Source organism: Pseudoflavonifractor sp. (assembly GCF_050943825.1).
Lineage (GTDB): Bacteria > Bacillota > Clostridia > Oscillospirales > Oscillospiraceae > Pseudoflavonifractor.
The window spans coordinates 175,956-195,985 of sequence record NZ_JBMNPX010000001.1; the positions used below are offsets into that span (position 1 = coordinate 175,956).

At 60.1% G+C, this 20,030-nt stretch carries 22 protein-coding genes; 12 read left to right on the top strand and 10 right to left on the bottom strand.

Features of this window, described 5'->3' with window-relative positions; translation table 11 throughout:
* Positions 1–128: 128 nt before the first annotated feature.
* The gene (locus ACOX7T_RS00915; RefSeq protein ID WP_433438946.1) at positions 129–1,328 is read right to left on the bottom strand and encodes an acetate/propionate family kinase; all 1,200 of its coding nucleotides are present in this window, start codon (positions 1,326–1,328) and stop codon (positions 129–131) included.
* Positions 1,329–1,482: 154 nt separating this feature from the next.
* Here ACOX7T_RS00915 and ACOX7T_RS00920 point away from each other — a divergent pair, with 154 nt between their 5' ends.
* A complete protein-coding gene (locus ACOX7T_RS00920) occupies positions 1,483–2,694 on the top strand; it encodes a tRNA(Met) cytidine acetate ligase (RefSeq protein ID WP_433438948.1) in 1,212 nt (403 codons plus the stop codon).
* A gap of 44 nt (positions 2,695–2,738) precedes the next feature.
* Here the strand turns inward: ACOX7T_RS00920 and glyA are convergent, their stop codons facing one another.
* Positions 2,739–3,980: a serine hydroxymethyltransferase gene (glyA, locus tag ACOX7T_RS00925; protein WP_433438950.1), complete on the bottom strand. Its 1,242-nt coding sequence runs from the start codon at positions 3,978–3,980 to the stop codon at positions 2,739–2,741.
* 209 nt (positions 3,981–4,189) lie between these two features.
* Here glyA and nth point away from each other — a divergent pair, with 209 nt between their 5' ends.
* A complete protein-coding gene (nth, locus tag ACOX7T_RS00930; protein ID WP_277216179.1) occupies positions 4,190–4,828 on the top strand; it encodes an endonuclease III in 639 nt (212 codons plus the stop codon).
* Between the two features lie 50 nt (positions 4,829–4,878).
* On the opposite strand, the gene sigE is transcribed toward nth, so the two are convergent.
* Both sigE and ACOX7T_RS00940 read right to left on the bottom strand, forming a co-directional pair.
* Positions 4,879–5,601, bottom strand: coding sequence for an RNA polymerase sporulation sigma factor SigE (sigE, locus tag ACOX7T_RS00935; protein WP_148318327.1), 723 nt, complete (start codon positions 5,599–5,601; stop codon positions 4,879–4,881).
* 29 nt (positions 5,602–5,630) lie between these two features.
* On the bottom strand, positions 5,631–6,485 hold the full coding sequence (locus ACOX7T_RS00940; RefSeq protein WP_433438953.1) for a sigma-E processing peptidase SpoIIGA: 855 nt from the start codon (positions 6,483–6,485) through the stop codon (positions 5,631–5,633).
* A gap of 300 nt (positions 6,486–6,785) precedes the next feature.
* Here ACOX7T_RS00940 and ACOX7T_RS00945 point away from each other — a divergent pair, with 300 nt between their 5' ends.
* Both ACOX7T_RS00945 and ACOX7T_RS00950 read left to right on the top strand, forming a co-directional pair.
* Positions 6,786–6,983, top strand: a complete 198-nt coding sequence (locus ACOX7T_RS00945; RefSeq protein ID WP_433438955.1) for a hypothetical protein — start codon at positions 6,786–6,788, stop codon at positions 6,981–6,983.
* Between the two features lie 104 nt (positions 6,984–7,087).
* A complete protein-coding gene (locus tag ACOX7T_RS00950) occupies positions 7,088–7,273 on the top strand; it encodes a DUF6774 domain-containing protein (protein ID WP_433438956.1) in 186 nt (61 codons plus the stop codon).
* A gap of 49 nt (positions 7,274–7,322) precedes the next feature.
* Here the strand turns inward: ACOX7T_RS00950 and ACOX7T_RS00955 are convergent, their stop codons facing one another.
* From ACOX7T_RS00955 to ACOX7T_RS00980, 6 genes are all read right to left on the bottom strand, one after another.
* Positions 7,323–8,324, bottom strand: a complete 1,002-nt coding sequence (locus ACOX7T_RS00955) for an NAD(P)H-dependent glycerol-3-phosphate dehydrogenase (protein ID WP_433438958.1) — start codon at positions 8,322–8,324, stop codon at positions 7,323–7,325.
* 203 nt (positions 8,325–8,527) lie between these two features.
* Entirely contained in the window at positions 8,528–9,193 is a 666-nt protein-coding gene (locus ACOX7T_RS00960; protein ID WP_433438960.1) for a glycerol-3-phosphate acyltransferase, read from the bottom strand.
* Positions 9,194–9,197: 4 nt separating this feature from the next.
* Positions 9,198–10,523 (bottom strand): ribosome biogenesis GTPase Der, encoded by a 1,326-nt coding sequence (der, locus tag ACOX7T_RS00965; RefSeq protein WP_433438962.1) that lies wholly within the window; start codon positions 10,521–10,523, stop codon positions 9,198–9,200.
* Between the two features lie 63 nt (positions 10,524–10,586).
* Positions 10,587–11,993: a DUF512 domain-containing protein gene (locus ACOX7T_RS00970; protein WP_433438964.1), complete on the bottom strand. Its 1,407-nt coding sequence runs from the start codon at positions 11,991–11,993 to the stop codon at positions 10,587–10,589.
* Between the two features lie 104 nt (positions 11,994–12,097).
* Positions 12,098–12,292: a 50S ribosomal protein L32 gene (gene rpmF / locus ACOX7T_RS00975; RefSeq protein WP_040646773.1), complete on the bottom strand. Its 195-nt coding sequence runs from the start codon at positions 12,290–12,292 to the stop codon at positions 12,098–12,100.
* Positions 12,293–12,335: 43 nt separating this feature from the next.
* Complete coding sequence (locus ACOX7T_RS00980) at positions 12,336–12,839, bottom strand: YceD family protein (RefSeq protein ID WP_433438966.1); 504 nt, start codon at positions 12,837–12,839, stop codon at positions 12,336–12,338.
* A gap of 198 nt (positions 12,840–13,037) precedes the next feature.
* Between ACOX7T_RS00980 and ACOX7T_RS00985 the strand changes: the two genes are divergently transcribed.
* The 8 genes from ACOX7T_RS00985 to ACOX7T_RS01020 all read left to right on the top strand — a co-directional run bounded on the left by ACOX7T_RS00985 (position 13,038) and on the right by ACOX7T_RS01020 (position 20,004).
* Entirely contained in the window at positions 13,038–14,003 is a 966-nt protein-coding gene (locus ACOX7T_RS00985; protein ID WP_006572658.1) for an RluA family pseudouridine synthase, read from the top strand.
* A 268-nt stretch (positions 14,004–14,271) separates the two neighbouring features.
* Complete coding sequence (locus tag ACOX7T_RS00990) at positions 14,272–15,399, top strand: ABC transporter ATP-binding protein (RefSeq protein WP_433438968.1); 1,128 nt, start codon at positions 14,272–14,274, stop codon at positions 15,397–15,399.
* The gene (locus tag ACOX7T_RS00995) at positions 15,389–16,201 is read left to right on the top strand and encodes an ABC transporter permease (protein WP_433438970.1); all 813 of its coding nucleotides are present in this window, start codon (positions 15,389–15,391) and stop codon (positions 16,199–16,201) included. Before ACOX7T_RS00990 ends, ACOX7T_RS00995 begins: the two co-directional genes overlap by 11 nt.
* Complete coding sequence (locus tag ACOX7T_RS01000) at positions 16,198–17,154, top strand: ABC transporter permease (RefSeq protein WP_006572662.1); 957 nt, start codon at positions 16,198–16,200, stop codon at positions 17,152–17,154. Before ACOX7T_RS00995 ends, ACOX7T_RS01000 begins: the two co-directional genes overlap by 4 nt.
* 30 nt (positions 17,155–17,184) lie before the next feature.
* Positions 17,185–18,279, top strand: coding sequence for an ABC transporter substrate-binding protein (locus tag ACOX7T_RS01005; protein WP_433438973.1), 1,095 nt, complete (start codon positions 17,185–17,187; stop codon positions 18,277–18,279).
* A 166-nt stretch (positions 18,280–18,445) separates the two neighbouring features.
* Complete coding sequence (locus ACOX7T_RS01010) at positions 18,446–18,850, top strand: thioesterase family protein (protein ID WP_433438976.1); 405 nt, start codon at positions 18,446–18,448, stop codon at positions 18,848–18,850.
* Complete coding sequence (locus tag ACOX7T_RS01015) at positions 18,840–19,322, top strand: YbaK/EbsC family protein (RefSeq protein WP_433438978.1); 483 nt, start codon at positions 18,840–18,842, stop codon at positions 19,320–19,322. The genes ACOX7T_RS01010 and ACOX7T_RS01015 overlap by 11 nt, the downstream gene beginning before the upstream one ends.
* Before the next feature lie 115 nt (positions 19,323–19,437).
* Positions 19,438–20,004 carry an HdeD family acid-resistance protein gene (locus ACOX7T_RS01020; RefSeq protein ID WP_433438980.1) on the top strand — a complete coding sequence of 189 codons (567 nt, stop codon included), beginning with the start codon at positions 19,438–19,440 and terminating at the stop codon, positions 20,002–20,004.
* The last annotated feature ends 26 nt before the right edge of the window (positions 20,005–20,030 follow it).

The following is a 20,030-nucleotide window of genomic DNA, read 5'->3' on the forward strand; positions in this document are numbered from 1 at the left end:
AGCACCCAACGCGCCGGACTGAAATCCTCAAATGTATGAAAGTATCCGAAAATTTGTGCAAAAATATCAGGGGCGGAACCGTTAAACGGTTCCGCCCCTGGCAGTTTTGATGAAAATCTTACTTTTTCTTACAGCTTGGAGACGATCTCGGCGGTGTCGGAGGCGATCATGAGCTCCTCGTCGGTGGGGATGACCATGACGGTCACCTTGGAATCGTCGGCGGAGATAATGGCCTCCTTGCCGCGGGTGTTGTTCTTCTCCTCGTCCATCTTCACGCCCATATACTCCAGGCCGGAGGCGATGGCCATGCGGGTGCCAGCGGCGTTCTCGCCCACGCCGGCGGTGAAGATGATGCCGTCCACACCGCCCATGGCGGCGGCGTAGGCGCCGATGAACTTCTTCACGTCATAGTAGAACACGTCCAGAGCCAGACGGGCGCGGTGGTTGCCCTCGGCAGCGGCGGTCTCCAGGTCACGGAAGTCGGAGGACACGCCGGAAATGCCCAGCACACCGGACTTCTTGTTGAGAATGGTGAGCATCTCCTTGATGTCATAGCCATAGCGGCCCATCAGGTACTCCAGGATAGTGGCGTCCATATCGCCGGCACGGGTGCCCATGGGAACACCGGCCAGAGGGCCAAGGCCCATGGTGGTGTCCACGCACTTGCCGTCCACGATGGCGGCCAGAGAGGAGCCGTTGCCCAGGTGGCAGGAGATGAGCTTCAGGCCCTTGGGGTCGCGGCCCATGAGAGCGGCGGCACGGGCGGAGACATAGCGGTGAGAGGTACCGTGGAAACCGTAGCGGCGGACCTTGTCCTTCTCATAATACTCATAGGGGATGGCATAGGTGAAGGCCTTCTCGGGCATGGTCATGTGGAAGGCGGTGTCGAATACGGCGACCTGGGGCTTGGTGGGCATTACCTTCTGGCAGGCCTCGATGCCCATCAGGTTGGCGGGGTTGTGCAGGGGGCCCAGGGGGATGCACTCCTTGATGGCCTCGATGCAGGCGTCATCAATGATGCAGCTCTCGGTAAAGGCCATGCCGCCGTGCAGCACGCGGTGGCCCACAGCGTCGATCTCGTCCATGCTGGCGATGACACCGTGGTCGCTGTCAGTCAGAGCCTGCAGAACAGCCTCAATGGCCTCGGCGTGGGTGGGCATGGCGATCTCAGCCTCAAACTTCTGGTCCTTGGCGGGCACCTTGTGGGTCAGGCGGCCGTCGATGCCGATACGCTCGCACAGGCCCTTGGCCAGCACGTCCCGGGTAGCGGGATCCATCAGCTGATATTTCAGGGAAGAGCTTCCTGCGTTGATGACGAGTACCTTCATGTAACTTGTCTCTCCTTTTGCAAATCGTTCTCCGCCTTGCGGGCAGGATGATTCCGTAGTAGAATAAGCATATTCTATTTTATCCCCTTTGTCCCAAAAGGACAACACCTTTTTTGCATCAAATTGAAGAATTCTTTATTTCGGAGGGAAATTCATGCAGGTTGCCGGTATTGTGGCGGAATATAACCCTTTTCACCTGGGACATGGCTGGCATATTGCCGAAACCAGGCGGCTTCTGGGCGGTGACGCCGGCATCGTCTGCGTGATGAGCGGGAACTTTGTCCAGCGGGGTCAGGCAGCCGTCATGGACAAATGGCGGCGGGCAGAGTGCGCCCTGCGGGGCGGCGCCGACCTGGTGCTGGAGCTGCCCACCGTGTGGGCGGCCGCATCAGCGGAGGCCTTCGCCCAGGGGGCGGTGGCCCTGCTGACCGCCTCCGGCGTGGTGGACGTGCTGTCCTTCGGCTGTGAGAGCGGGGATGCCGCTTCCCTGTCTGCTGCGGCGGACTGCCTGCTCACCGACGCCCACCGGGAACTGCTCCGAGAGGAGCTGGGCCGTGGCGTGTCTTTCCCCGTGGCCCGGCAGGCGGCGGCAGAAAAACTCATCGGCTCTCAGGCCAGCTGCCTGGGCACCCCAAACAACAACCTAGCCGTGGAGTATCTGAAGGCGCTGAAGCTGCTCCGCTCCCCTGTCACACCTTTGGCCGTGGCCAGGGTGGGCGCCGGACATGACGCCGCCGCTCCGGCTGACGGCTTTGCCTCGGCCTCTGCCATTCGGGCCATGCTGAAGGACAGCCGGTGGGAAGAGGCCGGGTGTTACCTCCCGCCTTCCACCACGTCTCACCTCTTACAAGAGGCAGAACAGGGCCGCTGTCCTGCCGGGCTGGAGCAGTGTGAGCGGGCGGTGCTTGCAAAGCTGCGGGCCATGAGCGAAGACGATTTTGCTGCTCTGCCCGACAGCGGCGCCGCCGAGGGTCTGCCCCGTCGGCTGACAGAGGCGGCCAGAACCAACTGCTCCATCGAGGAATTCTGCGCCGCCGCCAAGACCAAGCGGTATACCCACGCCAGAATCCGTCGGCTGGTGCTGTGGGCTTTTCTGGGTCTGACCGCCGCCGACCGCCCCGCCGCCCCGCCTTATCTGCGGGTATTGGGCTTCAACCGCCGGGGGCAGGCGCTGCTCCGGGAGATGCGGGAGAAGGCGGCCCTACCGGTGCTGGTGAAGAGCACCCACGCCCGGCGCATGCCCGAGCCTGCCCGGCAGCTCTTTGAGCTGGAGGCACGCTGCACCGATCTGTATGCCCTTTGCTCCCCCCTGCCCCGCCCCTGCGGGCTGGAGTGGACTACCGGGCCGGTGATCCTGGATATATGAAGAAAGCCGCCCGGAGGTACTCCGGGCGGCTCTGTTATACGTTCTCAGTCATACAGGGGGTGCTTGGCGGTCAGCTCGGCCACCTTGGCACGGATGGCGTCGGCCTGAGCCTCAAAGTCGGTGGCGGCCTGCCAGATGAGGCCACCCACCACCTTCATGTCCTCCTCATCGAAGCCTCTGGTGGTGGCGGCGGGCACGCCCACCCGGATGCCGCTGGTGACAAAAGGCTTCTCCGGGTCGTTGGGAATGGCGTTCTTGTTGACAGTGATGTTCACCTCGTCCAGCCGGTGCTCCAGCTCCTTGCCGGTGACGCCCGCCTTGCGCAGGTCCACCAGCATCATGTGGTTGTCCGTGCCGCCGGAGACCAGGTCAAAACCGGACTCCATCAGGGACGCGGCCATGGCCTTGGCGTTGCGGAGCACCTGCTCCTGATAGGCCTTGAACTCGGGCTTCATGGCCTCGCCCAGAGCCACCGCCTTGGCAGCGATGATATGCTCCAGAGGGCCGCCCTGGCTGCCGGGGAAGATGGCGGAGTCAATCTTCTTGGCCAGCTCCTCCTTGCAGAGGATCATGCCGCCGCGGGGACCCCGGAGGGTCTTGTGGGTGGTGGTGGACACCACGTCGGCGTAGGGCACGGGGTTGGGATGGAGGCCGGTGGCCACCAGACCGGCCACGTGGGCCATGTCTACAAAGAGATAGGCACCCACCTCATGGGCGATTTCCGCAAAGGTCTTGTAGTCGATGAAGCGGGGATAGGCGGAAGCGCCGGCCAGAATCATCTTGGGCTTGTGCTTCTTGGCCATGTCCCGGACCTGGTCGTAGTCGATGTAGCCCTGGTCGTTGATGCCGTAGGCCACGATGTTATAGTTCTTGCCGGAGAAGTTGACGGGAGAGCCGTGGGTCAGGTGGCCGCCGTTTGACAGGTCCATACCCAGGACCGTGTCGCCCAGATTGCACAGAGCCTGGTAGACCGCGTAGTTGGCGTTGGCGCCGCTGTGAGGCTGAACATTGGCGTGGTCTGCACCAAAGAGCTTGCAGGCCCGCTCCCGGGCGATGTTCTCCACCACATCCACGCACTGGCAGCCGCCGTAGTACCGCTTGCCGGGATAACCCTCGGCGTACTTGTTGGTGAGTACCGTGGCCGCCGCGGCCAGCACCGCCTCGCTCACAAAGTTCTCGGAGGCGATGAGCTCGATGTTTCTCCGCTGACGGTCATACTCAGACCGGACGGCAGCCCCAACTTCCGGGTCTTGCGCGGCCAGAAATTCCATGATATCCTTTACCATGACGATCTCCCCCTGTTTTTTCGTTGAATCGGGACACACCTCCTCCGCCTCAAGGCGGTACAGAGGGCCGTCAGACGCCGGCTACGGCACACCGCAGGGGACATCTGTCCAAATCCCATATGGGTTATTATAGCGAATCAATGCTGCAATTACAATCTTCTTTTTCCGGCGTACAAATTAAGCTGAAATGTCTTTGAGGTGATAAAGTGATGAAGTCTGAACAGGACGTTCTGGCTATTGTGGAGGAGCTGAAAAAGCTCTATCCCGAGGCCATCTGTTCCCTGGATTACCAGAAGCCCCACGAGCTCCTCTTTGCCACCCGTCTGGCCGCCCAGTGCACTGATGAGCGGGTGAACAAGGTGACCCCTGGCCTCTACGGCCGTTTCCCCACCCTGGAGGCCCTGGCCAATGCCGACATCAGCGAGGTGGAGGAGCTGATCCACTCCACCGGCTTCTTCCGGGCCAAGGCACGGGACATTGTAGCCGCCTCCCGGATGCTGCTGGACGAATACGGCGGCGTGGTGCCCGACACCATGGAGGACCTGCTCCGTCTGCCCGGCGTGGGCCGCAAGACCGCCAACCTGATTCTGGGCGATGTGTACCACAAGCCCGGCGTGGTGGTGGCGGACACCCACTGCATCCGCCTCTCCGGCCGTCTGGGCCTGACCGACGGCACCAAGGACCCAGCCAAGGTGGAGACTCAATTGCGGCAGGTCCTGCCGCCTGAGGAGTCCAACGACTTCTGCCACCGGCTGGTGCTCCACGGCCGTGCGGTCTGCATGGCCCGTGGACCCGAGTGCGCAAACTGCACCCTGCGCCCCTGGTGCGACTTCTACTCCGGTTCCTAAGCCCTTTACAACAGCCCGAGGCCCTGCGTTTGTAGCAGGGCCTCGGGCTGTTACAGCATCTTCAGAATCTCCTTCTTCAGCCGGGAGATGATCCGCTTCTCCAGCCTTGAGATGTAGGACTGGGAGATGCCCAGCAGGTCGGCAACCTCCTTCTGAGTGCGCTCCGGCCTGCCGTCCAGACCGAAGCGCATGGTAATAATCTGCTTCTCCCGTCCGTCCAGCTTTTCCATGGCCTCCAGCAGCAGCTGGCGGTCCACATCGTCCTCGATGGGCTTCATTACCACGTCGTTCTCGGTGCCCAGAATGTCGGAAAGCAGCAGCTCGTTTCCGTCCCAGTCGGTATTCAGCGGCTCGTCAAAAGATACCTCGCTCTTCAGGCAGGAGGTCTTTCGCAGGTGCATCAGAATCTCGTTTTCAATGCACCGGGAGGCGTAGGTGGCCAGCTTGATGTTCTTGGCAGGCTTGTAGGTGTTGATGGCCTTGATGAGCCCGATGGTACCGATAGAGATCAGGTCCTCAATGCCCACGCCGGTGTTCTCAAACCGCCGGGCAATGTACACCACTAGCCGCAGGTTCCGCTCAATGAGCTGGGATTTGACCGTCTCCTCCCCCTCGTCCAGCCTAGCAATGAGCTCCGCCTCCTCCCCTTTGGAGAGGGGCGGCGGCAGGGTGTCACTTCCCCCGATGTACATGATTTTCCCCGGCAGCTTTACCCCCAGCCGGGCCAGGATACGCTGAATACGGACGTACCAGCGCAGCTTCCATCCTGTCATACTCCATCCTCCCTCTCTGTTTTAGGCCATCAGGCCCCAATCAGGGCGCTGTATCCCCCGCCGTCCGACAGGCGGTTGGGCGACAGCGCCACCAAAATGCCTCCGTAATCCTCCGTCCCCACCTGGACCCGGTCCATCCGGACAGCCAGGAGCATGCCGCACTCCACCCCCACCGCCTGGTAGGGCAGCAGACGGCAGCGGCCACGCAGCGGACCATCTGCCATATGCTCCAGGGCGGACACCGGGTCTGACAGCTCGGTCGGTCCGGGAGCTGCATCCGCCGGAAAGAGGCTGAACAGCTTCTCCCCCTCCGCCACCATGACAGGCCGATTGGTAGCCGGATCGGTGAGGGTGTTGCCCGTATCCACAAGGGCGGTCAGCATGGTCTTCCGTTCTCCCAGCGTCACCACTGCGGGTACCAGTTCCCGCTTGGCTGTGTGTCCTCCCGTCCGGCGCAGCACCAGGCTGATGACCACGTAGCAGCCCGCTGCGGACAGGAGAATCAGCTTTAAATCCATGGTGGAGTAGAAAATGCCGTTTTTCAGGCTCAGCCCTCTGCCGCCCAGCAGCTCGATGGCAAAAATTCCGCCGCCAAAGGCCGCCGCCACCGCGAAAAAAATCAACCCCGTCCGAAGCAGCCGCCTGCTGTTACCAAAGGCGCACAGCAACATGAGCACAGCCGCACCTATCTTGCACAGCGGATGGAGCAGAAAGTCCATGCCGGGCAGAAAGACCGCTGCGGCATATCCGCCGCCCAAAGCTGCCCCCATTGCCAGAGACGGACGGCGAATGACTGCGCCGGACAGCCGGGCCGCCGCCAGCAGCAGCAGATAGTTGACCAAAAAGTTGAGCAGGAAGAGCGAGTCTATGTATACGACTGTCATGTCATACCCCCTCTTTGAATCGCTCAGCAGACCCTATTATATCGGTCTGCTCCATAAAAAAAGGTCAGATCAGGGACGGGCCGAAAAAGAAAGGTGACAAGCTATTTTACTTGTCGCCTTTCTTTTCTGTTGTTATTTGATATTTTGTGCTTCCTACGCAAAACATGTCTCATTTCTTTTTAATTTCTGTAATGTAAAATAGCTTTACATCTTTCTATTGTTCAAACAAACAGAATATTGATAATTTGCAGACCACCGGGGAATGATAACTCTGACACGGTTTTGAAAGGAGCTGTGACAATGGATATTTTTAACCCCATCGCCGGACTGCCCTGGAATCTGGGCTCACTGTCCGCAGGTGACGGCGGGGAGATGTCCTGTTTTTCCGAGCTCTCCCCCGATGAGCAGCGGCAGCTGTTGGACCGATCCCGTGACGTTATCGCCAGCGGCGACATCCAGCTTTTTATCCAGCGTCTCACAGGACAGCATGACCTGTAAGTCTAAAAGCGATATGTGTCCGGGTATATACCCGGACACATATCGCTTTTTTGGCGCCTTTCTTCGGCCTGCGCGTAGAATGATATGAGAGAGGAGGCACCGCCTTGTCAAAGTGCTATCGTTCCTCCGGCGAACTGCTGCCTGTTCTCACGTCTCTGCTCTCTGTTCAGCTGGCACGCGGGCTCTCGGACAGGGATTTGGCTCTGGCAGCCGCTTTTTTTACCACTCTAGGTGATAATCTGGCCCTGATTGCCGTGACGCGCGAGGAGCCGGAACAGGCAGCAAAATAACAGCGGGGCCGGAACATTCCGGCCCCGCTGTTATGCAAGCCAAAGAACTTTACACCCAACTCTCCTCGATCTCGTGCTTCTTGGCTCGGGTCATCAGCTCGGTGATGACCGCTCTGGGGTCCTTGCCGTGGTAGAGAACCTGGTAGGCTGCCTCGGTGATGGGCATCTCCACGCCGGTCTTGTCCGCCAGAGCCTTGGCGGTGGCGGCAGCGTAGTAGCCCTCCACCACAGCGCCAATCTCCTTCACCGCCTCGGGCACCGGAGTGCCCTTGCCAATGAGGATGCCGCAGCGGCGGTTGCGGGAATGCATGGAGGTGCAGGTGACAATCAGGTCGCCCACACCGGCCAGGCCGGCAAAGGTCTCCTTCCGGCCGCCCAGCGCCTCGCCCAGGCGTGCAATTTCGGTCAGGCCCCGGGTCATCAAAGCGGCCTTGGTGTTGTCACCGAAGCCCATACCATCGCATACGCCGGCCGAGAGTGCGATGACGTTCTTCAGCGCTGCGGCCAGCTCCACGCCCACCACGTCGTCGGAGGCGTACACACGGAAGCGGGGATTCATAAACAGGTCCTGCACCAGCTCGGCCGCCGCCTGGTCCCGGGAAGCCGCCACCACGGTGGTGGGCACATGCCGGCCCACCTCCTCGGCGTGGGAGGGACCGGAGAGGGCCACAATCTTGAACTTCTCCCCTACCTCGGACTCAATGACCTGGGTCAGCGTGAGAGAGGTATCCTTCTCAATGCCCTTGGAGACGGAGATGAGGATGGTCTCCGGGTCGAGCAGGGCAGACAGCTTCCGGGCGGTCTCGCGGACGGCAAAGGAGGGCGTTGCCAGAACCACTGCGCCGCAGCCCTTGACGCAGGCCATATCGCTGGTGAACTTCAGAGCCTCGGGCAGCGCCACACCCTTGAGCATGGGGTTCTCACCCGTCTCTCGCAGCACCTTGGATTCAGCCTCGTTGTAGGACCAGAGGGTAACGTCATGGCCGTTCTCCAGCAGGACCATGGCCAGAGCAGTGCCCCAGCCGCCGGAACCCAGAACAGAAATTTTCATTTTCAATGACCTCCTTGATGGGCGCTCCGCCGGCGTGGCCCACGGGCGCTGTCAGGCATATTCTTTCCGCTGTCAGGACTTTTTTATCGCTTGCCTTTGGTAATCGATAAAAAAGTCCATATGGCGTGCTCCGCCGCGCATGGACTTCAAATTTCAGCGCACGGGCGCATTGTGCCCGTATGCGCACAAAATAGCGCAGAGCGCTATTTTTTATGATGAAAGCTGAACTTGGACTCCTCACCCTTGAGGATGCGCTTGATATTGCCCCGGTGCTTCCAGAGAATCAGGCCGCCGCAGACGATGGCCAGCAGCAGGATAACAACATCCTGATAGACGAACCAGCTCACAAAGGGGAAGGACAGGCCCGCCCAGCAGGAGCCGAGAGACACCCACTTGGTGATGATAGCCAGCACCAGGAAGCCGCCCCACACCACCAGCGCCACACGCCAGTCCATCATGATGGCGATGGTGCCGCCGGAGAGGATGCCCTTGCCGCCCTTGAACTGGAACATGCAGGGGAACATATGCCCAATCAGGCAGAAGGTACCCGCCCAGTACTTGCCCAAGGCGATAACCAGCGCGTCATCGAGCACAAAATACTTGGCAACCAGAATGCCCACCCACACGGCTACAATGGCCTTGAGCACATCGGTGAGGATGACCACCAGGGTCAGAGGGCCGCCGAAGGTGCGGTAGAAGTTGGTCAGGCCGGCGTTGCCGCTGCCGTGCTTGCGGACATCGTCCCGCAGGATATACTTGGAGACGATAACCGCGCCGTTGAAGCAGCCGCAGAAATAGGCGACCACCGCAACCACCAGAGCCGGGAGCACAAACCCAGGGCCAATCTTCGCGAGAAGATCCACATTCATCTCGTCAGTCCTCCTTATCGCCCTTCTGTCGCACGGTCAGCACCACAGGGGTGCCCTCCAGGCCGAAGGTATTTCGAATCTGGTTCTCGATATAGCGCTGATAGGAGAAGTGGAACAGCTGAGCGTCGTTGCAGAACACAACGAAGTGGGGCGGCTTGATGCCCACCTGGGTCATATAGTAGATCTTCAACCGGCGGCCCTTGTCCGTGGGCGGCTGGACACGGGCGGTGGCGTCGGCCAGGACGGTGTTCAGCATGCCGGTGGTGATACGCAGGGAGGCCTGGTCGTTGACGTAGTTGATGAGCTCAAAGAGCCGCTCCACCCGCTGGCCGGTCTTAGCGGAGATGAAGAGAATAGGCGCGTAGGTCATGTAGGCCAGGTCGCGGCGGACGTCCAGGCGCATCTTGTCCATGGTCTTGTCGTCCTTCTCAATGGCGTCCCACTTGTTGACCACGATGATGCAGGCCTTACCCGCCTCATGGGCCAGACCGGCCACCTTGGTGTCCTGCTCAGTGACGCCCTCCTGGGCGTCAATCATGATGAGGCACACATCGCACCGCTCAATGGCCATGGTGGCCCGGAGCACCGAGAACTTCTCGATCCGGTCGTCCACCTTGGACTTCTTGCGCATACCCGCCGTGTCGATGAGGATATACTTGCCTTTGGCGTTCTCATAGTAGCTGTCGATGGCGTCCCGGGTGGTGCCCGCCATGTTGGAGACAATCACCCGCTCCTCGCCCAGAATCCGGTTGATGAGGGAGGACTTGCCCACGTTGGGCTTGCCGATGACGGCAACCTTAATCACGTCATCCTGCTCCTCCACTTCGCCCTCCGGGGGGAAGTACTGGAAGCAGGCGTCCAGCAGATCGCCGGTGCCGTGGCCGTGGACGGCGGAGACCGCGATGGGGTCGCCCAGGCCCAGGTTGTAGAACTCATAGATGTCCGGGTTGGTCATACCCACCTGGTCCATCTTGTTGACCGCCAGCACAACGGGCTTGCCGGACCGTAGCAGCATGTTGGCCACCTCCTGGTCGGAGGCGGTGAGACCGCTCTTGATGTCGCAGACAAAGACGGTCACGTCGGCGTTGCGGATGGCGATCTCGGCCTGCTCCCGCATGAAGCTGAGAATTTCACTGTCGGTATTGGGCTCAATACCGCCGGTGTCCACAATGTCGAACTTCCGGTTCCGCCACTCACACTCGGCGTAAATCCGGTCTCTGGTGACGCCCGGGGTGTCCTCCACAATGGACAGCCGCTGACCTACCAGTCGGTTGAAGAGCATGGACTTGCCTACGTTGGGCCGGCCCACAATTGCTACCAGGGGCTTCATCAAATATCACACCTCTCTCAGGGGCAACGACTGTAAGGTCATCTTCCCTGTCAATCAATCGGTTTATCTTCCGGCGCCGGGGTTATAGCAGTAGAACTCCTCGCCGCCGCCCAGCGTGGGGCCGGGCTGAGGCTCGGGGCTGTCCAGGCCCAGCATGGTGTCCAGCAGAACGCCGCCGTCCTGCTCCACCGGGACGATGGACACGCCCAGCGCTTCCTCCGCCTGAGCCACCGTCACGTCGTCCAGGAACACCTGCTCGCCGGAGCGGAGCATGTTGGCCGGGATGAGCAGCCGCTCCCCCAGGTCCTTCCCCTTCAGCTGGTCTATCAGGTCACGGCCGGTGACCAGACCGGCCACATTGATGGTCTCGCCGAAGAAGCGGTTTACCACCGGATAGACCGCGCCGCGCACGCCGGGACAGCGGGCCTGGAGCTTCTCCAGCAGAGCGGCGATGTGGGGCGCTGCGGACACGCCGGTGGCCACGGAGAAGGGCGGCGGGGTCTCGTCCCCTTCCAAGGCGAACATGGCGCCCCGGAACTCCACTTCCAGCAGACGGAGCATGCCCACGCCGTTCTCCAGCTGGGTGTACTCCTCATAGTACTCGTCCTCAGGCAGGGGGCGGCCCGCCTTCAAATAGAACTCATCGGAACACCAGACCAGGGATGTGCCCAGCTTGTCCATGCACGCCCTGGCAAAGGCCTCCACCTGGTCCAGCACCGCTGCGGCGGTCACCGCCGTGTAGCCGTCCAGATGGCACAGGCCCTCCCGGAATTTGGTCAGGCCCACAGGCACCACCGAGATGCTGTTCACCTGGGGATAGAGCCCGGCCAGGTCGGTGAGGGTGCGCTCCAGGGCCGGACCGTCATTAATGCCGGGACAGGAGACGATCTGGCAGTTCATGGTGATACCAGCCTGGGCAAACCGCTTCATCTGGTCCAGGCACTTCCCCGCATTCCGGTTCTTCAGCATCTCGGTGCGCAGGACCGGGTCAGTGGCGTGGACCGAGATGTTGATGGGCGAGATGTGCAGGTCCATAATCCGCTGCTGCTCCCGCTCCGACAGGTTGGTCAGGGTGATGTAGTTGCCCATCAGGAAGGAGAGCCGGGCGTCATCGTCCTTGAAATAGAGGGTCTCCCGCATGCCCGGCGGCATCTGGTCCACAAAGCAGAAGATGCAGTTGTTGGCGCAGGAGCGGGCCTTGTCCATCAGATAGGTCTCAAAGTTGAGGCCCAGGTCCTCCCCCTCTTCCTTGCGCACCCGCACGGTGCGGCTGCTTCCGCCGGGCTCAGTGAGGGTGAGCTCCAGCCGGGCGTCGTAGGTATAGTACTTGTAGTCCATCACGTCCACGATGGGATGGCCATTGACCTTGGTCAGGGTCTCCCCGGGACGGATGCCCGCGTCCTGGGCCGGGCTGCCCGGGTCCACGGAGCGAATTACGGTAAGGCTCATGTCGTTGCTCTCTTCCTGCATATATTCCGCCTCCGGAGTCCCGGAGACATACTGTTTTTATTGTACCCGATTTCTATGCAAAAAGAAAGAGGGGTTTCCCCCTCTTCTTTTTCTGCTGTTCGGTTTTACTTCGCAGCCTCGGCCTGAGCCTTGCCCATCTCATGACCATTGTAGGTCAGGCAGGACTTGCACATCCGGTGAGGCAGACGAAACGCGCCGCACTTGGGGCAGGTCGTGGTATTGGGGGTCTCCAGCTTCCAAACGGAGCTGCGACGCTTATTCCGACGCTGCTTGGATACTTTACTCTTAGGAACCGCCATGGTGACACCTCCTTAGGCTAATGCCCGGGCGGGCACGAATTACTTACTCAGGCTGGTCCAGTAACTGGGCCAGCTTGGCCAGACGCGGGTCAACCTCGGGCTTGCACCCGCAGGGGCCGTTGTTGAGGTTCGCGCCGCATTTGGCGCAAAGGCCTTTGCAATCCTCTGAGCAGAGATGCTTGGTATCCATGGCGAGAATGAACGCTGTCCGCGCAATCTCACCCACATCCACCTCGTCCCCGTCCAGCAGGACGATGTCATCCTCGTTCTCCTCATCTGCCAGCTCAGTGGCCAGAAGAGCTTCCAGAGGAATCCGGGTTTCGCGGGAAAAGGCCTTCAGGCAGCGGTCGCACCGCAGCTCCAGAACTGTGTCCGCCTCCCCTTCCAGGAAGAGGGCGCCGGCCATGTTCCGGACGGTACCGCTGACATGAATGGGATGTGCCGCGGGCCGCTCCCCGTTCCACTCCAGGTCGGACAGGTCCATCTGGAAGTCGAACGGAATGCTTGCGCCGGGCGCCGGGATAATCTTACGCAGATTTAAACGCATGGTACACCTCGCACAATGACACAGATGGTATTATAATAAAAACCTCGGCTATTGTCAAATACTTTCTTCAAATTTTTCTTAAAATGTGATAGAATAACCCGAGCAGCTGTAAAGGTGTTCTGATTTCCCCGTTTTTCACCCTTTGCAGGCACAAAAACAGGCCGTGTTTTTGGTCGGCCACACCGGAGAAGATGATTTATGAAGGAATTTACCATAAAAAAGAACGACGCAGGACAGCGGCTGGACCGCTGGCTGGGCAAGACGCTCCCCCTCCTCCCCGCTCCCCTGGCCCAGAAGTACATCCGGCTCAAGCGGGTCAAGGTCAACGGCAAGGGCTCCGCCCGGGACTACCGCCTCCAGGAGGGGGACTTTCTCCAATTATACATCAATGACGAGTTTTTTGATACCCCCACTTTGGAAAATGCCTTTCTCTCTGTGTTCAAGCCCCGGCTGAACATTGTCTATGAGGACGAGAACCTGCTACTGGTGGACAAGCAGCCCGGCATCGTGGTCCACCCCGACGAGACGGAGCGGGTCAACACCCTCATCACCCACATCCAGGCCTACCTCTATCAAAAGAAAGAGTGGAGCCCTTATAAGGAGAACTCCTTTGCCCCTGCCCTTTGCAATCGGATTGACCGCAACACCGGCGGCATTGTCATCGCCGCCAAGAACGCGGAGACCCTGCGGATTATGAACCAGAAGATCAAGGACCGGGAGATCGACAAGTTCTACCTTGCGGTGGTCCTGGGCAAGATGAACCCGCCTGAGGGCAGGCTGGAGGGCTTTCTGGTAAAGGACGAGGTCAAGAAGCAGGTGACGGTGTACCATCATCCCGTGCCCGACGGCAGAACCGCCCTCACCGTATACAAGACCCTGAAGGTGGGCAACGGCCTGTCCCTGGTGGAGTGTGAGCTGCTCACCGGCCGCACTCACCAGATCCGCGCCCAGTTCGCCGATGCCGGGCATCCCCTGCTGGGCGACGGCAAGTACGGCCGGGAGCGGGACAACCGCCGCTTCGGCCGCACCAACGGCCAGGCCCTCTACTCCTACAAACTGACCTTCTCCTTCCCCACCGACGCGGGCATCCTCAATCCTCTGAAGGGCAGAACCTTCACGGTGGAGCATGTGGATTTTGTGGATGAATACTTTCCCGGACTGTGACGGGATAATTTCCTGTTTTTCCCGATTTTAACCGTTTTTCCGTGCGCCTGGCGGAATTAGGCGGAGCTCTTCTCCGTCTTTTTCCGCCGGGCGCGCTTTTTCTCCATTTTCCGGGTGAGAATCCTGTAAAACTTTGCGGTTTTTTATTGACTTTCCCATGGGGAGAATATATGATTATCACGTCTGAAAGGACGTGCCCGGTCCAACCGTGTGGGGTGCGTCTTTTTTTGCGGTTTCCGCTAAATTAGAGAGAAATGGGGGAGGATACATGTCCAAGGAGTTAATCCGCCTGTCGGACTGCGTCGTGAAGTATGACGACGACATCATTCTGGACCACCTTAACCTTTATATCAATGACAAGGAGTTCCTCACGCTGCTGGGTCCCTCCGGCTGCGGCAAGACCACGACCCTGCGTATCATCGGCGGCTTTCAGAAGCCCACCTCGGGAGACGTGTTCTTTGACGGCGTGCGCATCAACGATGTGCCGCCTCACAAGCGGAAGGTCAACACCGTCTTCCAGAAGTACGCCCTGTTCACCCACATGAACATCTTCGAAAACGTGGCCTTTGGCCTGCGCATCGCCAAGGTGCCCGAGCCGGAGATTCGCACCCGGGTGGAGGAAGCCCTGGCTCTGGTGAACCTGGCCGGATACGGCAAACGGTCGGTCAACGCCCTGTCCGGCGGTCAGCAGCAGCGTGTGGCCATCGCCCGCGCCATTGTCAACCGGCCCCAGGTTCTGCTGCTGGACGAGCCCCTGGGCGCCCTGGACCTGAAGCTGCGCAAGGACATGCAGATTGAGCTCAAGCGGATTCAGCAGCAGGTGGGCATCACCTTTATCTACGTTACCCACGACCAGGAAGAGGCCCTCACCATGTCGGACACGGTGGTGGTCATGGACAAGGGCAACATCCAGCAGATCGGCACACCCGAGGACATCTACAACGAGCCCAAGAACGCCTTTGTGGCCGACTTCATCGGTGAGAGCAACATCATCGACGGCATCATGCACGAGGACAAGGTGGTGGGCATGTACGGCAAGAAGTTCCCCTGCCTGGACAGCGGCTTTGCCCCCAACGAGCCGGTGGACGTGGTCATCCGCCCGGAGGACATCGACATCGTCCCCGTGGAGCAGGGCCAGCTCACCGGCACCGTCACTGAGGTCACCTTCAAGGGTATGCACTACGATATCATCGTGGACTTCCGGGGCTTCAAGTGGCTGATTCAGACCACCGACTTCTCCCCTGTGGGCTCCCGCATCGGCGTAAAAATAGACCCCGACGGATTCCACGTCATGAAGAAGAGCCGCTACTCCGGCATGTTCGGCGATTACAGCTCTTACAGCGAGGAGTACGACGAGCTCAACGAGGACACTCCGGAGGGCGGCGATGAAGAGTAAGGGTATCGCCATCCCCTATGTGGTCTGGATGGCTGTTTTCGTGGTGGCGCCCCTGATTGTGGTGGTGGTGTACGCCTTCACCACCCGGGACTGGACCGTCACCCTGGACCACTTCAACACCCTGGGGCAGTATGCCGGTGTGTTCGGCCGCTCCTTCCTGCTGGCCTTTGTGGCCACCATTGTGTGCATCCTGGTGGGATACCCCCTGGCCTACCTGCTGGCCAGAGAGCGGGGCCGGCTGCGGAGCATGGCCATGCTGCTCATCATGCTGCCCATGTGGATGAACTTCCTCCTGCGGACCTACTCCTGGGTGTTCCTGCTGGAGCGCAACGGCTTCTTCAACAACCTGCTCTCCGCCATCGGCCTGCCCAGGCTGGACATCATCAACACCTCCGGCGCGGTGGTGCTGGGTATGGTGTACAACTTCCTGCCCTTCATGGTGCTGCCCATCTACTCGGTCATTGAGAAGATTGACCCCAAGGTCATCGAGGCCGCCCAGGACCTGGGCGCCGACAGTGTAACCGTGTTCCGCCGGGTCACCTTCCCCCTGTCCCTGCCCGGGGTACTCTCCGGCGTCACCATGGTGTTCATCCCCTCGGTGTCCACCTTTGTCATCTCCCGTCTCCTGGGCGGCGGCAAGACCCTGCTGCTGGGCGACCTCATTGAGATGCAGTTCCTGGGCTCGGCCTACAACCCCCATCTGGGCAGCGCCATCTCCCTGGTGATGATGGTGATTGTCCTCATCTGCATGGGCGTCATGAACCGCTTCGGCGAGGGTGAGGGGGAGGCGGTGCTGCTGTGAAGCGAAACGGACCTCTCTCCCGGCTGTTTATCCTGCTGGTGTTCCTCTTCCTCTACGCCCCCATCTTCGTGCTCATCGTGTTCTCCTTCAACGACTCCAAGAGCAACGCCGTGTGGGGCGGCTTCACCCTGGACTGGTATGTCCAGCTCTTCCAGAACGACACGGTGCTCAGCGCCCTGCGGACCACCCTGCTGGTCTCCTTCCTGGCCACCCTCATCGCCACCGTGGTGGGCACCGCCGCGGCCATCGGCTTCTACAACATGAAGCGGCGGCCCCGGGGCATTTTCCTGGGCATCAACAACATCCCCCTGACCAACGCGGATATCATCACCGGCGTGTCCATGATGCTGCTCTTTGTCTTTGCCGGTCAGATGCTCGCCTCCCTGTCCGGCTGGCTCAACAGCCTGGACTGGGTCATTGAGGCAAACCTGTGGTTTGACCTGGGCTTCAACCTGGGCTTCGGCACCCTGCTCATCGCCCACATCACCTTTGACATTCCCTACGTCATCCTGTCGGTGATGCCCAAGCTGCGGCAGCTGGACCCCAACATCGCTGAGGCCGCCCAGGACCTGGGCGCCACCAGTCTGTATGCCTTCCGCAAGGTGGTGCTGCCTGAGATCATGCCCGGCGTGGTCAACGGCGCCCTCATCGCCTTTACCATGAGCATCGACGACTTTGTCATCAGCTACTTCACCGCCGGCAGCCAGGAATCCACCCTGTCCATGGTGGTGTACTCCATGGTCCGCCGCCGGGTGAGCCCTGAAATCAACGCCCTGTCCACCCTGATGTTTGTGGCGGTTCTGGTGCTGCTGGTGGTCATCAACCTGCGTCAGGCCCGTCAGGACGCCAAGGCGTCCGGCCGCCGGAAGGCCCTGGGCCAGGCGCCCATGGCCCCCGAGAGCATCATGGATATCACGGCCGAAAACGTGGGCCGTGAGCCCGCTGAGCACTGAGCAGCGCGCAGAAAGGAGAATGGAACCAAAGTGAAAAAACTGTTTGCCATGGCCATGGTTCTGTCCCTCACCGCCGGGCTGCTCACCGGATGCGTCTACAGCCGGGATTCCCTGGGCGGCGACACCAGCTCCAACGTGGTCAACGTGTACAACTGGGGCGAGTATATTGACGAGTCCGTGCTCAAGGACTTTGAGGCCGCCACCGGCATCAAGGTCAACTACCAGATGTACGACAGCAACGAGACCATGTACTCCAAAATCGCCGGCGGCGGCGCCAACTACGATGTGGTAATACCCTCCGACTACATGGTGGCCCGCCTGATTGAGGAGGACCTGCTGGCCCCCCTCAACTTCGATAACATCCCCAACTTCGCCGACATCGACCCGGCACTGAAAAATCCCGCCTATGACCCGGAGAACCTCTACTCCGTCCCCTACATGTGGGGCCTGATGGGGGTCATCTACAACACCAAGGCGGTGGATGAAGAGGACCTTGGCAGCTGGGACCTGCTGTGGAACGAGAAGTACGCTGGCGACATCCTCATGATTGACAACTCCCGGGACGCCATCGGCATTGCCCTCAAGCGTCTGGGCTACTCCTACAACACTACCGACGAAGCCCAGGTCCGCCAGGCCGTGGACCTGCTGGTGGAGCAGTGGCCCATCGTCCAGGCCTATGTGATGGATGACATCTTTCAGAAGCTGGAGGGCGCCAACGCCTACGTGGGCACCTACTACTACGGCGACTACCTCACCATGTACGAGAACAACCCGGATTTGGGCTTCTATATCCCCGAGGAGGGCACCAACATCTACGTGGACGCCATGTGCATCCTGAAGGACGCGCCCAACAAGGCCAACGCCGAGGCCTTCATCAACTACATGTGCTCCACCCAGGCCGGGCTGAAGAACTGCGAGGCCATCTGGTACTCCTCTCCCCTTCTGTCCGTCCGCGAGGAACTGGACCCGGAGATTGCCGACGACCCCTACGCCTATCCTGACGCTGACATTATGGCCAAGTGCGAGAGCTACGCCGGCCTGCCCCAGAACATTCTGGACCTGTACGACAGCGAGTGGATTCGGCTCAAGACCACCACGGGCGGTCAGTTCTGGGGGCTGTTCTAGGGTACTGACTTCCAACAATTTGAGAAAAGGCCGCCGAAAGGCGGCCTTTTCTATTTTCATCTTGCGGCTTGCGCGAGAGCCCATACCGGTGTAAAATATTGTCTGTTGGCGCGGCTTTTTGCTGACACAGCCTGAGCCGCAGTTTTTCCGAGAGGATGAAGTTTCCATGTCAATTGAAATTGGTATGACTGGCCGGGCGGAGTGCTCCGTCACAGAGCAGAACACCGCTCTGGCCGTTGGCAGCGGTGCTCTTCCCGTGTTCGCCACCCCCATGATGGCCGCTTTGATGGAGACCGCCGCCATGAATGCGGTGTCCACCTGCCTGGAGGAGGGCCAGGGCACCGTTGGCACCAAGCTGGACATCACCCACGACGCCGCCACGCCCGTGGGCATGAAGGTGTGGGCGGAGGCCACCGTCACCGCCGTTGATGGCAGGCGAATCAACTTTACAGTAAAAGCACAGGATGAGTGCGGTCCCATCGGCAGCGGAACCCATGAGCGTTTTATTATCTCCAACGACCGCTTTCTCGCCCGCACCAATCAGAAAAAGGAGGCGCCCCATGTCAATTGAAGCAGTACGCAGCTACTTCCGGCCTCTGGGCCGGGAGCAGGATATTCTGGAATTCCCTGTCTCCAGCGCCACAGTGGAGCTGGCCGCCCAGGCCGTGGGCGTAATTCCTGCCCGCATCGCCAAGACTCTCTCCTTCTCTGTGGAGGGCGGCTGTGTCCTCATCGTCTGCGCGGGAGATACCAAAATCGACAACTCCAAATTCAAGGCCATGTTCCACTGTAAAGCAAAAATGCTGACAGCAGAAGAAGTGTTGAACTTTACCGGCCACGCGGTGGGCGGCGTGTGCCCCTTCGGCATCGACAACCCCGCCGTTACCACCTATCTGGACGTGTCCCTCCGTCGGTTCGACACAGTCTATCCCGCCGCCGGCTCCTCCAACTCCGCCATTAAACTCACCTGCGATGAGCTGGCGGAATACGCCCGCAGCGCCGGCTGGGTGGACGTGTGCAAGAACTGGCAGACTGAGGAATAACGGCCCTTTCACACAGGTAGAGCGTTTTGTCCCGTGACATTTTCCCACAGACGGGATATACTAATGCCAAGATACAGAAAGGCAGGGATCTCTTATGCGGGAATACCTGAAAAACATGAAAATCAGCTTTTTTCTGGCCGCTATCCTCTACATCGTGCTGGGCCTGGTTCTCCTGATCTGGCCCGGCATCACCAGCAGCCTGGTGTGCTTCTCCTTCGGCCTCATGCTCCTGATCTACGGCATCATCACCATCATCAGCTTCTTTGTCCACGACAGCCGCCAGGGCTCCTTCCGACTGGAGCTGTTCCTGGGCATCGTGGCCGCCGGTGTGGGCCTGGTGTTCCTCCTCCGCCCCGACATCGTCCTGTCCATCCTCCCCGTGGTGCTGGGCATCTATATCGTCATTGATTCCCTGCTCAACCTGAAGCGGGCCTTTGACCTGAACCGGATGAATTACTCCAACTGGTGGGTGGTGCTGGTGCTCTCCCTGGTGTCCGCCGCCTTCGGCGTCCTCATTCTCTGCCGTCCCCTGTTCCTGGCAGACGTCATCTTTATGGTCATCGGCGCCGTGCTGGTCTACACCGGAATCTCCGACCTGTGGGGTCTCTTCAAGGTGGGCCGGGTCACCAAGGAGCTGCGCAAGCTTCATCCCATCGAGGTGGACCCCATCGACATCGAGTAAATCTAATTTTCTGCAAAAAATTGCTC

Coding starts and splice junctions, on each gene's coding strand:
- ACOX7T_RS00980 (WP_433438966.1), bottom strand. CDS start 12,839: ATGCGTTTAAATCTGCGTAAGATTATCCCGGCGCCCGGCGCAAGCATT.
- ACOX7T_RS00955 (WP_433438958.1), bottom strand. CDS start 8,324: ATGAAAATTTCTGTTCTGGGTTCCGGCGGCTGGGGCACTGCTCTGGCC.
- ACOX7T_RS01015 (WP_433438978.1), top strand. CDS start 18,840: ATGTCAATTGAAGCAGTACGCAGCTACTTCCGGCCTCTGGGCCGGGAG.
- ACOX7T_RS00985 (WP_006572658.1), top strand. CDS start 13,038: ATGAAGGAATTTACCATAAAAAAGAACGACGCAGGACAGCGGCTGGAC.
- ACOX7T_RS01010 (WP_433438976.1), top strand. CDS start 18,446: ATGTCAATTGAAATTGGTATGACTGGCCGGGCGGAGTGCTCCGTCACA.
- ACOX7T_RS00990 (WP_433438968.1), top strand. CDS start 14,272: ATGTCCAAGGAGTTAATCCGCCTGTCGGACTGCGTCGTGAAGTATGAC.
- ACOX7T_RS00915 (WP_433438946.1), bottom strand. CDS start 1,328: ATGAAGGTACTCGTCATCAACGCAGGAAGCTCTTCCCTGAAATATCAG.
- glyA (WP_433438950.1), bottom strand. CDS start 3,980: ATGGTAAAGGATATCATGGAATTTCTGGCCGCGCAAGACCCGGAAGTT.
- ACOX7T_RS00940 (WP_433438953.1), bottom strand. CDS start 6,485: ATGACAGTCGTATACATAGACTCGCTCTTCCTGCTCAACTTTTTGGTC.
- ACOX7T_RS00920 (WP_433438948.1), top strand. CDS start 1,483: ATGCAGGTTGCCGGTATTGTGGCGGAATATAACCCTTTTCACCTGGGA.
- ACOX7T_RS00945 (WP_433438955.1), top strand. CDS start 6,786: ATGGATATTTTTAACCCCATCGCCGGACTGCCCTGGAATCTGGGCTCA.
- ACOX7T_RS00960 (WP_433438960.1), bottom strand. CDS start 9,193: ATGAATGTGGATCTTCTCGCGAAGATTGGCCCTGGGTTTGTGCTCCCG.
- rpmF (WP_040646773.1), bottom strand. CDS start 12,292: ATGGCGGTTCCTAAGAGTAAAGTATCCAAGCAGCGTCGGAATAAGCGT.
- nth (WP_277216179.1), top strand. CDS start 4,190: ATGAAGTCTGAACAGGACGTTCTGGCTATTGTGGAGGAGCTGAAAAAG.
- ACOX7T_RS00970 (WP_433438964.1), bottom strand. CDS start 11,993: ATGCAGGAAGAGAGCAACGACATGAGCCTTACCGTAATTCGCTCCGTG.
- sigE (WP_148318327.1), bottom strand. CDS start 5,601: ATGACAGGATGGAAGCTGCGCTGGTACGTCCGTATTCAGCGTATCCTG.
- ACOX7T_RS00995 (WP_433438970.1), top strand. CDS start 15,389: ATGAAGAGTAAGGGTATCGCCATCCCCTATGTGGTCTGGATGGCTGTT.
- ACOX7T_RS01020 (WP_433438980.1), top strand. CDS start 19,438: ATGAAAATCAGCTTTTTTCTGGCCGCTATCCTCTACATCGTGCTGGGC.
- der (WP_433438962.1), bottom strand. CDS start 10,523: ATGAAGCCCCTGGTAGCAATTGTGGGCCGGCCCAACGTAGGCAAGTCC.